We start from the raw sequence: 13,152 nt of genomic DNA, 5'->3' as shown, positions 1-13,152 counted from the left end.
TCCCTCCTGATGAATTAGAGATCCTCAACGCACCGAGGTCTCTTCAGTTCCCCTTCCCGATTTCACGGTTTCTCAGCTCCGCCCTCCGGATCTTGCCCGTCGTCGTCTTGGGCAACTCCCTTAAAAACCTTATCCTCTCGGGCCGCTTTTGAGGATCCAACCTCTCCCCGAGATAGTCCAGGATCTCCCGGGAAAGCCTTTCTGATGGCTGGCTCGAGGCCTTGAGGACGACGAAGGCCGTGATCACCTCCCCCCGCTTCTCCTCCGGGATCCCAACCACGGCCGCCTCCATCACCGCGGGGTGTTCGAGAAGAACCCTTTCGATTTCGAGGGGCGCGATGGTCTGGTCGACCGTTTTGATCAGCTCCTTATCCCTCCCGACGAACCAGAAGTATCCCTCCTCGTCCCGGTAGGCCCTGTCCCCGGTGAAGTACCAGTCGCCTCGAAAGGCCTTTTCCATCGCCTCCGGATTCCTCCAGTACTCCTTCATCAACCCCGGTGGCCTTTCGGGTCTGACCTTGAGGGCCACATAACCTTCCGTGAGGGGAGGCAGTTCTCGCCCCTCCTCGTCGACGACGGCCATCGTATGGCCGGGGGTTGGAAGCCCGATCGAACCATAGCGGATCGGCTTACAGCGGAAATTGGCCAGAAGGGCTACCGTCTCCGATTGTCCGTAGAACTCATAAATATCCAGGCCTGTCCCCTCCTTCCAGGCCTTCACGATCTCGGGGGTCAGCGGCTCGCCCGCGCAGAGGCTCATCCGGAGGTTCTGCAGATCGTAACTCCTCAGATCCTCCTGGATGAGCATCCGGTAGACCCCTGGGGAGGCGCAGAAGGTGGTGACCCCGAACCGTTCGATCACGCTCAGGGAAATCTTCGGGTTGAACCCTCCGATGGGATTCCGTTGTAGGACGGCGGCTCCGCAGATCCATTGGCCGAAGAGCTTTCCGAAGGCCGTCTTGGCCCAACCCGTGTCGGCGACCGCCATGTGGAGATCGGTGTCTCGGAGGTCGTCCACATACTTCGCCGTCACGATATGGGCAAGGGGATAGGCGTGGGTGTGGAGGACCATCTTGGGGTAGGATTCGGTGCCCGAGGTGAAGAAGATGAGCAGGGGATCGCTGCTCCGGGTCTTGCCCACGGATTTTTGATCCAGCTTCGGAGAGGAGGCCTCCATCGCCCCTTCATATTCGATCCAGCCGTGGCAACGGCCTCCCACGACGATGAAGTGTTGGAGGGAGGGGCATTCGCGTTGAACCTCGGCCACCTTCGTCACGTGCTCCAGGGTGGTGATGGCCAGGACCGCCTCGGCCTGGTTCACCCTGAACTTCACATCCGCCGGCGTCACCAGCACGGAGGTGGGCATCGGGATCACCCCGAGTTTGATCATCCCCATCATGGCCACATACCACTCCGGGATCCTCGGGAGCATCAAGAGGACCCGATCGCCCTTTTTGATCCCGATCCGGAGCAGGAGGTTGGCGAACTGATTGGAGAGCCTCATCAGATCGTAGAAGGTATGCTTCACCGCATTCAAACCGGTGTCGTCGACCGAGATGAGGGCAAGCTTGGTCCGGTCTTCGGCCCAGCGGTCGATCCCGTCGAAACCGAAGTTGTAATACTCCGGGATCTCCCATTTAAATTCGCGATAGGTCTTCTCGTAATCCGAAAGGTTTGGGGGCAGGTCTCTCATGGTCCTCTCCATTCTGAAGCACGGGTAACAATAATTATAGGATGAGCCCGAGGAAGGATTCAAATGGACCGATCCAAGGCCAGGTCTCCCCATTCATACTGAAGGATGCCCACCAGGACGATGGCGGCCGTCTCCGTCCGAAGGATTCGCTGGCCCAGTTTCACGGGAATGAACCCGCGCTGACAGGCCCGCTCCACCTCGGCCAGCGTAAACCCTCCCTCCGGACCGACCATGAGGTAGGTCCTCTCGGGAGGGAGGTTGGATCCCGACGGCCTCTTCAAGACCTCTTTCAGCGACCTTCCCTCCCTCTCCCAGAGCAGGAGCTTCAACCCTTCGCCCCAACCGTAGTTCAAGGCCTCCTCGAAGGAGCGGTAGGTCTCGACCACGGGCACCCTCGCCCTCCTCGACTGCCGAACGGCCTTAAGGGCGATCTCCTGCCACCGATGGGCCTTCCTCTGCCTGGCCTCCCGCTCTTCTAGAGAAATCGATCGCTCGGACTTGAAGGGGACGATGGCCGCCACGCCAAGTTCCGTTGTCTTCTGGATGATCCACTCCATCCGCTCCTTGTCCGGGAGGGCCTGAAGGAGGATGAGCTCCAGGGGAGATTCCGTGGACGAGGAAAAGGCCTCGAAGAGAAAGACCGCGGCCCTTTCGGAAGAGCACCGAAGGACCCGGCCCCGAAAGTCCCTCCCTTCCCGATCGGTGAGGGTGACGAGGCTTCCGACTCGAACGTTTCGAAAAAGAAGGGCCTCCAGCGGAGGCCCTTCGAGCAAGACTTCCTTCCCGAGGGTGAGTGTTTTGTCGAGAGCGATTCGATCCATCCGGTCCAAAACGTCCGTTCTTATCCCTTCGCGGGGGCCCTCCCTCTCTTTTTCTTCTTTTCTGGCGCCTCCTCTCCCCCTCCGCTCTCGTACTCTTTGATCCTTTTCCCAAGTTCGGCAAGTTTCTTATCGACCAGATCGTTGACCGTTCCCTCCTTAAATTTTCCGTTCTCCAGGCGTTCCCCGGCCTCCACACCGGTCAGGATCTCGATCCCCTCGTCGATCGTCCGGACGGGATAGATATGGAACTTCCCTTCCCGGACGGCCTCCACCACGTCCTTCCGGAGCATGAGGTCGCCGACGTTGAGATGGGGGATCATGACGCCCTGCCTGCCGGTGAGGCCCTTGGCCTTGCAGACGTCGAAAAACCCCTCGATCTTCTCGTTGACGCCGCCGATGGGCTGGATCTCGCCCTTCTGGTTGACCGAGCCCGTGACGGCGATGTCCTGTCTAAGGGGCAGGCCGGAAAGGCTGGAGAGGAGGGCGTAGAGTTCCGTGGAGGAGGCGCTGTCTCCCTCCACGCCACTGTAGGACTGCTCGAAGCAGATGCTGGCGCTCATGGTGATGGGCTTGTCCTGGGCATAGCGATCCCGGAGATATCCCGCCAGGATGTAGACCCCTTTGTTGTGGATGGGGCCGCTCATCTCGACCTCCCTCTCGATGTTGATGATGCCCGCTTTCCCCAGCGAGGTCTTGACCGTAATCCGGGAGGGCCTTCCAAAGGCATAATCTCCCAGGTTATAGATGGAGAGCCCGTTGACCTGTCCCACCACCATGCCATCCGAATCGAGAAGGATCAATCCCTCCTCGATCATCTCCTGGATCTTCTCCTCGATCAGGTTGAGGCGGTAGACCCTCTTTTCGATCGCCTTGTCGACGTGGGCCTCCTTGACCACCGGAGAGTTGTCCTTCTCGGCCCAATAATTGGCCTCCCTCAGGAGGTCGGCGATGAGGTGGAATCGGGTGGAGAGTTTCTTCTGCCTGCCTGCGATCCTCACCCCGTGCTCCACCACGGCGGCCACGCCCGTCCGATCGAAAGGCCTCAACTTCTCCTCGTCGCAGATCTTCCGGATGAAGGAGGCATACTGGAAGATCTTTTCCTGATCTTTGGTGGTCACCGAGTCGAAATCGGCCTTGATCTTGAAGATCTTTTTGAAATCGTCATCCAGATTGTAGAGGAGGTGATAGAGATAAGCGTCGCCGATCATGATCACCTTCGTGTTGCACTCGATCGGCTCGGGTTTGATCGCCGTCGTCGAAAAAAAGTAGAAGGGATCATAGGTCTGGACCTCCATCACCTGATTCTTCAGGGTCCGCTTCAGGGCAGCCCAGACCCCGGGTTCCACCAGGGCATCCAGGGCATTGAAGATCAAGTAGCCACCGTTGGCCCTCAAAAAGGAACCCGCCTTGATATGGGTAAAGTCCGTCCTCCAGACGCCGGTTCGATCCACGACCCTCTCGATCGTGCCGAAGAGGTTCCGGTAGTTGGGGGTCATCTCCACGATGATGGGCACCCCTTTGGTCTCTGAATTGTCCACCAAAACGTTGACCTGATATTCGGTGAAGGTGTCCACGGGGGGAGGGACCATGACCCCGGGCAGGGGCATGGCCGGGGCCTCCTCCTTTTCTCGGAAGCGCTGGAAATTGGCGATGATGTCCTCCTGGACCTCGTCGAGATATTGATGGACCTTTTCGTAATTGAACTTCTCCTTGATGTCCGCGATGGAGTCCTTGACGACCGGCGCGATCACCTCCTGATCCAGCGCCGAGAGTTCATCCCGGATCGCCTTCTCCGACTTCCGGGTCTCTTTGAAGATCTCCTCCAGGGAATTGATCAGCTCGGCCTGTTTCGCCTTGAGCCGCTCGAGCTCCTCTTTGGGGAATTTCTCCTCCTCGGCCATCGCCTCTAACTGCTCGATGTTGACGGGGTTTCCTTCCACCACAGGAAAGATGCCCGGCCGTGAATAGGGGCCCACCTGAATCTGGACGAGGGTGAACCCTTCCCGGTTGACCCTCTTTTCGAACTCCCGAAACATCTCGGCCTGTCGATTCCGGAATCCCTCGACCAGCTCCTTCTTCTTGTTGAGATAGTTTTCGTTCTCGAAGATGAGGGGGATCTTCTTCTTGAGCGTTTCGATGAGCGTCTCCATCTCCCGCTTGAAGCTGTTCCCCTGTCCGGCGGGTAGGCTGAGCATGTGGGGCATGTCGGGGTTCTTGAAATTGTTCACATAGCAGATGTCGTTGGGGATCTTCCCCTTCACCTTCATCTCTTCCATCACCGCTTTGATCGTCGTGAAACGGCCGGTCCCGGCCAGGCCGGTGACGAAGATGTTGTACCCGATGCTGTCGATGCCCAGGCCGACCCGGATGGCCTCTAAGGCCCTCTCCTGGCCGATGATCTCCTTGCAGGGCTCGATGTCATCGGTGGTCTCGAATGGAAAGAGGTTGGGATCGCAACGCCAGCGCAACTTTTCCAATGGCACCTCTTCGTATCTCGGAGCGGACATACTATCTCCCCCCTTTGACAGGTCTTCCGTCAGCCCTCGGGCTGGCCGTCGCCAGAGCGAAGGCCTGTTCCTCACGGGTGATTTGGGCCCACCCCTAAGGAACAGACCCCTTGGAAAGGTCAGAATCTTTTTATACCAGCGAGGTTAAAAAGTCAACGTCGAGAGGAACGCCCGGGCAGGATAGGATGAAGGGAGGAGAACACTTCCCGAGTTAAATCCCTTCTCGGGCCAGTTCTTGGATCAGGGTTTTGGCCCGCTCCGAGATCTTCTTCGGAACCTTCACAATGACCTTCACGTACTCGTCACCTCTTCCCTCTTTCTGAAAATGGGGAAGGCCGAGTCCCTTCAAGCGCAATTTCGTATGGCTCTGAGTTCCGGGAGGGATCTTGACCCTCTTCGTTCCCTCGAGGGTGGGAACCTCGATCGACCCGCCGAGCACGGCCTCCGAGAAGCGGATCTCCTTCTCCACGATCAGATCGTCTCCCTCCCGGGTGTAGATGGGGTGGTCCTGGATGGTGATCTGAAGGTAGAGATCGCCCGGAGGACCTCCCCTCTTGCCTTCCATCCCCTTGCCAGCGAGGCGGAGCTTCTTTCCGGCTGGGATCCCTTTGGGAACCTTGACCGAGACCTCCTCCACCTTTCCGTCTTTCCGGTAGGTGATCCTCTTTTCGGCGCCCGAGGCCACCTCTTCGATGGTGAGGGGCAATTCGTAGACGATGTCCTCTCCCTTCTGAGCCGTCTCCTGAAATCCATAGGCCGATCCAAAGAGGTCCCCGAAATCGAAGCCCCTGCGGCCTCCCCCGAATTTGAACTCCGTCCTCATCCTGCCGCCGAACAGACCCGAGAGGATCTCGTCGATGTCGAAGCCCCGGAAGATGTCCTCCTGGGTGAAGCGTTGACGGAACCCCTCCGCGCCGAAGGTGTCGTACTGTTTCCGTTTCTCCTTGTCGCTCAAAACGGCATAGGCCTCGTTGATCTCCTTGAAGCGCTCCTCCGCCTCCTTCTTGTTCGGGTTCCGATCGGGATGGTACTTCATCGCCAATTTCCGGTAGGCCCGCTTGATCTCCTCCTCGGAGGCGTTCTTGCTCACGCCCAAGATTTCATAATAATCTCTCGTTGCCATCGTGTTTACCCCTCGGCCTCGGACTCCGTTCTCCGGCTGTAGATCTCCTGGATGACTCGATTCAGATACCCTTCAGGGTCTTCGACCGCCTCCCGGGTGATGAGCAGCTCCTTGCGGCCTATTCGGTCCCGAATCAGCTTAATGCCGTGCTCATAATCCTTTAAGAGTCGGTAGCAAACCATCTCGCCTTTCTGATTCTCTTCGAGGGCGATCTCCGTGATCCGATCGATCGCCTCGTTGTCAAACCTCAAACGGATCCCGTTTCGCTGTTCGAAGAGCCTCTCGAAATCCTCGATCTGCCGCTGGACCTCGACCACCTCTTCGACGACCGTGTTGACATCGAATCCCTTGGTGAGCATCCGATGGGCGATGAGGTCGATGCGGCTATCGGGAAAGGCCACTCCGTATCGCCGCCGGAACTCCCCTTCCCGCTTCCGGATCGACTCCTTCAGCTCCATCTTCTCCCGTTCGAAGAGCCTCTGAAAACGGGCGATCCTCTCGGGGTTCATGGGATCCTGGAGCAATCGCTCCAGCTCCCCTTCCGGGTCCAGGACCACCTCCCGGGTGACGACGAACTGGCGGATGTCGGTGGAAGGAAGTTTCTTCTCGAACTTGAGGAGGACCTTCTCCACGGCGCTGACCAGGCCCCTCGCCCCGGTTTTCTCCTCGTAGGCCTTGACCGCCAACTCGTAGAGGGCCTCCTCCTCGAACTGGATGTCGATGCCGTAAGACTTGAAATCCTTCTTCTTCCCCAGGATGATCGGGTTGTTGGGATTCTTGAGGATGGCGAAGAGGTCTTCCACCTCCAGTTTCTCGAAGACGGTGAGGACCGGAAGCCTGCCGATGAACTCCGATTCGAACCCGAAGGCGATGAGGTCCTCCGCCTTCACCTGTTTGAGGTATTCGGCCCGCTCATCCTTCGAACGGATCTCGGCCCCGAAACCGATCCCCTCCCGGTTGAGCCTCTTCTTGATGATCTCCTCCAGGCCATTGAAGGCCCCGCTCATGATGAAGAGGATATGTTTCGTATTGATCGTCCGCTTCTCCCTCTTTCCCGTCTTCCGGTATTGCTCGATCGCCTCGAGCTGGGAGATCGGATCGTGGGGGACCTTGAGGTCGACCTCCGTCTCCTCCATCGGCTTGAGGAGGGCCCGTTGGACCCCTGTCCTCGAGACGTCCGGTCCGATCAAATTGTTGGAAGAGGCGATCTTATCGATCTCATCGATGTAGATGATCCCGTACTGGGCGAGTTCGATGTCTCCGTTGGCTTCATAGACGAGGTCCCGGACGAGGTCTTCGACGTCTCCACCCACATAACCCGTTTCGCTGAACTTCGTCGCATCGCCCTTGACGAAGGGCACGCCGATCTTTTTGGCGATCAGTTTGATCAGATAGGTCTTTCCGACGCCGGTGGGTCCGATCATTAAGATATTGTTTTTAATATGGCCGACCCCTTCGTACCGGGTCTTCCCTTTCGTCGTCTCCGTGAACTTGATCCGGTTAAAGTGCGTGCAGATCTTGGTGGCGAGGATCTCCTTGGCCTCCTCCTGCCGGATGATATAATCGTTGAGAAAGGCCTCCAGCTCCTCGGGCTTCATGTCGAAGTGGATCTTCCTCTTCTTCTCGCCCGTCTCCTTCTCCTCCTTCGAAACCTCCTCGGTCTGGGGCTTGGGGAAGAGCATGGGCACAACGAGCCGGATCCGATCCCCGTATTTTTTGCCGAGATATTCGTTGAGTTCTCTTTCCAACTCCTTCTGGTCTGGAATCTTCGACTCGGTGTCCTTCATCGGCCATAAACTCCTTTTCTTTTCAAGGGGTTCACCTCTCATAATATAACCCTTGTTCCCCCAATTTCAAGCCTCTCCCTAAAAAGGACGCTCTCGAAGGATGGGGGGTGGGCGACGGGCCCCAAGTCGTTGGATTAAGGGGTTTTTTTGGGAAAGGGAGAGTCCCTTCAAAGGCAATCGAGAGGAGGTTAAACGAAGAGGATCGATTTGAGGCGGTCTCCCTCCCAGAGAAATTTCCTCCGTTTCCTCTTTTTGTAAACCTTTCCCTCTTGAAGGATGGCGCCTACCAGAAGGGGGAGGGCCACCGTCGCATCCATATAGACGGCTGCATAGGCCGAATTCTTCTCGATCTTTCCCCAGGACTTGGCCTCCTCGAAGGTGCATCCGGAAAGGCCTCCCCATTTGGGATCGTCGGTCGTCACCTGAAAGGCAAATCGATGGCCGCTCTCCCTTTCGAAGAGGAGCTCGCTCACAGGACCCAGTTGCTGGATGTAATTCTTGGGGACCCCACCGCCGATGTAAATCGCGCCCGTCGTCTTGGCCTTCTGCTTCAGCTGGGCGATCTCGAAGCTGTCCCGGATCTGGTCGATGATCAATCCTTCGGCGGGATTCCGCTTCCTGGCATGGAGGAAGGTCAACCCGATGCCGATGGAACTGTCACTGAGGGCGGGCACGAAAACGGGAACCCCGCACCGGGCCGCGGTTCTCAAGATCGACGCCTCGTCTTTGAGTTGGTTCCCTAAGGCCTCCAGATATCTTCTCGAGGAGACGACATCCTCTCCCAAGGCCCGGGGCACCTTTGAGAGAAGCTGGATAACCCGGTTGATCTCTTGATCGTCCATCAGGGCGTCGTAGACCCGGACGATCCGGTGTTTTCGAAGGGCATCATCGTCTCCCTCCGGAGTGCCCACGTAGTGGCGGTAACCGAAGCTCTCGAAGAGATCGTGGAAGATATTGGCTCCCGTGGAGACCAAGACATCGACCAGTCTCAGGGCGATCATGTCGCGGATCACCTTTCTCATCCCACCCGGGATCATGGCCCCGGACAATCCCAAGAAGATGACGCAGGAGGGATCGGCCAGCATCTTTCGAAAGACCTCGAAACATTTGAAGAGGTTCCGGCTCTGAAAGGAGGTGTGCTCAAAGGCCCGAACCAGATCGTAGAGGTTCCGGGTCTTGGTCACATCGATGGGATGAACCGGATGATGAAGAAAGGCGGCCTTCTCCTTCGCCCTCATCGTCGCGTCCCTTCGAGATAGGATCGTTGCGGAAATTAACAAATCGAAGAAGAGATGTCAAGGAAAAACAATAACATTTGCCTTAGAACGGGAGTTGTGCTACCCTTAATTCATAGAAAGGAGGTGAGGAAGATGACCATCAAGAAGATCCCCAAGAAAGCGTCCACGACCTGCAAATGCAAGGCTTCCTGCTAAGCTCGTTTGCGGGCGGCCTCCCAAGAAGGGAGGAAGCCCTCAAGCCCTTCGCCCATAGAGGACGAAACGGGAGGGTTTGAAATCCTGCCTCAGGAAGACCCGAAGGTCTTCGAAACCGCTGAGCCTTCGATGAATCGGGACCCCCTCGGGGGGAAGGCAAAGGCCCTTGAAAAAAAGGGCCTTTTTTTTAACAGAAAAAAACGTTCCTTCTATTGGCCGTCGATCTCCTTTCCAAGGAGTTCAAAGCCTCGGGGCCCCCGGATCATCCCGTCCAGAAGTTCGACGGCCCGCTGGGCAAAGGCGGGGTCACTGATGTGGGCCTCCATCTCTTCGATGGGGATGGAGGAGCCGACGATCTCCCTCAGCTTCTCGACAAAGACCCGGTCGGTCTCCGGATCGAAAAGCTCCATGCCGGGTTTGTCCGCCTCGGACCAGCCCTTCTTCGGAATCAAGACATAGGTCGGACCTTTTGCCCTCTTCAATTTTCCTCCGATGACCCTGGCGAACTCGACCATCTCTTCCGGACCCAAACGGACACAAAAACGGATATCGTGGGGATGGATCTTCCTTCCCTTCAAGCGCTCCGGCATCGGATAGAAAGGGCTGAAGACGGCGTTGTCCAGGCCTCCTGGGACGACCACCTGTGGGATGCCCAGCCGGCCCGCGGTCTCGAGCCGATCCGGTCCGATCCCCCGGCAATATCCTCCGAACATCTCGTCCGCGATCTCGTGAAGGGTGAAATCGAGGACCCCCTGGATCAGGCCCTGGGCGATGAGTTCCTCCATGGCCATCCCCCCGCACCCATTGGCATGAAAGGCGATCATCTCATACCCTCTCTCCTGGAGCAGGGGCTCGGCATGGAGAGCGCAGAGGGAGTTGATCCCATAAGCGGTCACGGCCACCATCGGTTTCCCTTTCGGGATGGCACTTCCCCTCTCCATCATTCCCTGGATGGCATAGGCAGCCTGGCCTAGGAGGTGGCGCATAAATTCGTTCATGCCGAGGAGGTCGGCGACGGAATGGAACATGACGATATCCTTCGTTCCGACATATTCTCGGACATCCCGTGAGACCACGGTTGAAAGAACCAGCTTGGGAAGGCCGAAGGGCAGGGCCCGCATGATATGGGTGACGATGGCCGTTCCTGTCCCGCCTCCCAGTCCGAAGAGACCCTGCACCTTTCCCTCCTCGTAGAGGCGTTTGGCCAGGAGGGCCCCACCCTCCTGGACCGCCCGGATCGCCAAGGAGCGATCCTTCCTGCCCCTGATCTCCTCGAGGAGATATCCCGCAGCTCGGACGACTTCTTCGCAGGAAAGATCTGGCGAAACCAAGGGAGGGCCCAGCGTCCCGACATCCATCAGGAGGGTCTCGATCCCCTTCTCCCGAACACAATCCCGCACATAGGCCACCTCCCGGCCTTTGGTGTCGAGGGTGGCGATGATGAGGAGAGATGGTTTCATGAAGCCTTAACCCTAATCGGGTCCCTTCTTCAGCCTGCGGGCGATCTCGACGATCGTCTCCCCATAGGGCTCGCTGCGGTTGTAATGCCAGAGGAGCTTTCTCTGCTGGGCCTCCGAGAGCCCTCGTCTCCACCCGTGAGACTTCAGGAAATTGCCGATGCTGAAGATGGCCAATTCGACGTCATACAACCACTCTTTAAAACCCTTTCGTTTGACGGCGTAGGCGAGATAACTGGAGGGGATGAACTGGGGCAGGCCCAGGGCGCCGGCAATCGACCCATATACCTCGAGAGGATCCAGCTCCTCGGAACGGACGATCTGCAGGAAATGTTTCAATTCCTTATAGGCCCAGTTGGCCCTCCGGCTGGCAAGGTGTTCGATCCAGCTGAAGGGCACCTCCGGGTTCTCCGGCCATAGGATCGAAAAGTTTCGGAGGAGATTCTCCTCCGAGTTGAGGATCGCCAGAGAGGCCAGCGTGGGGATGACCCGGTGTCGTCCGATATTCTCCCCGAACCTGGACTCGACCAGGAGGATGGCCACAGCGATCTCCTTCTCCACGTCGAAGGTCCTCTCCATCTCCAGGAGTACGCGGCGATTTTCCCGAAGAAAATTCTTGGCGAGGAGGATCGATTCGAAGCTCAGGAATTTGGAATAGAGTTCCGGGACCTCTCGGGTCATCAGGGAGATGGTCAGCCGGTTCGGAATGGGTTCGGCCCGGGGATCGAGAAAGAGGGGGATCAAAAATTCCTTCTCCAGGCCGTCTTGGATCAGCCGTTCCACGAGGCCTCGGTAATGGAGAGGGAGGGAGGGAAGGCCCTCGGCATGTCCAGACGGCATTGCCCCGCCCCCTGCTAAAAGGAGCACAAGGATGAAGCAGAGAAGTCTCAACGTCTCTCCCTCTCGAAAAGGCCGATCAGCTCCCCATAATCCTCGATCACCATGTCGGGGCCTTGAGAAAGGATCTCCGAAGATGCGCTCTCACCCCCCACGATGATCACCACCCGCACCCCGGCCTCCTTCGAGGCCTGGAGGTCATCGAGGCTGTCTCCGATGTAAAAGGCCTTCTCCTTTTCGACCTCGAGGCGTCCGAGGGCGAGGCGAATCCCTTCCCCGTTCGGTTTCGGGTGGTCAACATCATCCCGGCTCACCAAGGTATCGAAGAGGGGATCGAGAGCCAGCTTCTGGAGGCCCTTCCTCAGGGCTTTGGACCCCAAGTTCGTCACCAGGCCGGTCCGGATCTGATGCCTCCTCAAGAGGGAGAGAAACTCCTTGGCCATCGGTCTGAGGTTCCATCTCAGAAGCGCATCTTCGTCAAACCGGTCGAAGACCGCATCGACCAGCTGGCCTGCCTCATCGGGATTTCGACCCAAAGCCCTTGCAAGATTGATGGCCTCGTGTTTCAGAAGGGCATACTTCCTCCCTCGGAGCCCTTCCACCGGAAGACCGAGCTGAAGCAGGCCCTTCAGGACCTCCTCGACCGCCTCCTTTCGTCTCCATTGATGGTCCACCAGCGTCCCCTCGAAGTCGAAGAGGACGGCCTCGACCCCCGAAATTTTCAGATCACCCATCACCGCCTGCCCCAAGGGTAACCCTTCCCTCCTCCCCTTTTCAACCGAGCAGACCTCCTTAGGGCTCGTCCCCCTTTTCGTGATATTCTGCCGCAAAGATCAGGACGCAGACCGTTTCGTAAACCGGATGAGGGCCGCAGGCAATTCCCACGGCACGGAAATCTCGATCCAGGAGGATCCTTCGATGGGTTCGGCCCGGAACACCGTCGTCGATGAGGAAGGTCACGATGGCCTCTTGCCCCCCACGGCACCCGTAGGCGATATTCTCCCCCATCTTCTTCTGCCAGACCCCGTAACGAGCGATCCTTTCATGGGGCCGGCTTCCTTCAGCGGTCCCGTGACCCACCGCTGCCGTCCTTCCCTGTTCCTCCACATGATCTTTGGCCCCCCTGGAGAGGCCCGTCGACCACCTTAACGTCGGCACAGGGGAGGCCCGTTCCATAAAATGAATGGCTTCGATCAACGCGTTAACCCCCTCTTGGGTCAGAAGAGGCGTTTGGCCTGGACGTCTGAGCTCCTTTCCATGATAAAAAGGCCTCATCTCTTTGAGGTGAAAGGCATACGTCTTGGGAGCCGAACGAACCCGATTGAGTTCCCGGAACAGATCTTCCTCAAGCGCTCTGAAACAGATCCCTTTCGTGACGCCCTCCTCAGCGTAACCCATAAAGGGGCAGAGGAGAAGGAGACAGAGACCGATAACCATGGCGTCCAGCCGCTCTCTCATCGTCGGAAGGGGCCCTCTCGCCTCGCCTTCTTCGAT

The 13,152-nt window shown here is 57.9% G+C and carries 10 protein-coding genes; all 10 read right to left on the bottom strand.

Going from position 1 to position 13,152, the window contains the following annotated elements; translation table 11 throughout:
* Positions 1 to 43: 43 nt before the first annotated feature.
* Entirely contained in the window at positions 44 to 1,693 is a 1,650-nt protein-coding gene (locus tag N3G78_05360; protein MCX8117345.1) for an AMP-binding protein, read from the bottom strand.
* A gap of 59 nt (positions 1,694 to 1,752) precedes the next feature.
* A complete protein-coding gene (locus N3G78_05355) occupies positions 1,753 to 2,514 on the bottom strand; it encodes a 16S rRNA (uracil(1498)-N(3))-methyltransferase (protein ID MCX8117344.1) in 762 nt (253 codons plus the stop codon).
* 20 nt (positions 2,515 to 2,534) lie between these two features.
* The gene (locus tag N3G78_05350) at positions 2,535 to 5,021 is read right to left on the bottom strand and encodes an AAA family ATPase (GenBank protein MCX8117343.1); all 2,487 of its coding nucleotides are present in this window, start codon (positions 5,019 to 5,021) and stop codon (positions 2,535 to 2,537) included.
* A 211-nt stretch (positions 5,022 to 5,232) separates the two neighbouring features.
* Positions 5,233 to 6,144, bottom strand: a complete 912-nt coding sequence (locus N3G78_05345; protein ID MCX8117342.1) for a DnaJ domain-containing protein — start codon at positions 6,142 to 6,144, stop codon at positions 5,233 to 5,235.
* Positions 6,145 to 6,149: 5 nt separating this feature from the next.
* A complete protein-coding gene (locus N3G78_05340) occupies positions 6,150 to 7,931 on the bottom strand; it encodes an AAA family ATPase (GenBank protein MCX8117341.1) in 1,782 nt (593 codons plus the stop codon).
* 188 nt (positions 7,932 to 8,119) lie between these two features.
* Entirely contained in the window at positions 8,120 to 9,169 is a 1,050-nt protein-coding gene (locus N3G78_05335; GenBank protein MCX8117340.1) for a deoxyhypusine synthase family protein, read from the bottom strand.
* A gap of 404 nt (positions 9,170 to 9,573) precedes the next feature.
* Positions 9,574 to 10,824, bottom strand: a complete 1,251-nt coding sequence (locus tag N3G78_05330) for a Tm-1-like ATP-binding domain-containing protein (GenBank protein ID MCX8117339.1) — start codon at positions 10,822 to 10,824, stop codon at positions 9,574 to 9,576.
* 12 nt (positions 10,825 to 10,836) lie between these two features.
* Positions 10,837 to 11,712, bottom strand: coding sequence for a lytic murein transglycosylase (locus N3G78_05325; protein MCX8117338.1), 876 nt, complete (start codon positions 11,710 to 11,712; stop codon positions 10,837 to 10,839).
* On the bottom strand, positions 11,709 to 12,392 hold the full coding sequence (locus tag N3G78_05320; GenBank protein ID MCX8117337.1) for an HAD family hydrolase: 684 nt from the start codon (positions 12,390 to 12,392) through the stop codon (positions 11,709 to 11,711). Before N3G78_05320 ends, N3G78_05325 begins: the two co-directional genes overlap by 4 nt.
* 58 nt (positions 12,393 to 12,450) lie before the next feature.
* Positions 12,451 to 13,116, bottom strand: coding sequence for a CAP domain-containing protein (locus N3G78_05315; protein MCX8117336.1), 666 nt, complete (start codon positions 13,114 to 13,116; stop codon positions 12,451 to 12,453).
* Positions 13,117 to 13,152 lie beyond the last annotated feature (36 nt).

This window comes from Thermodesulfobacteriota bacterium (assembly GCA_026415035.1).
Lineage (GTDB): Bacteria > Desulfobacterota > BSN033 > BSN033 > UBA1163 > RBG-16-49-23.
The sequence above is the reverse complement of the archived record's forward strand: the minus strand, read 5'-3'. Positions and strand labels throughout refer to the sequence as shown.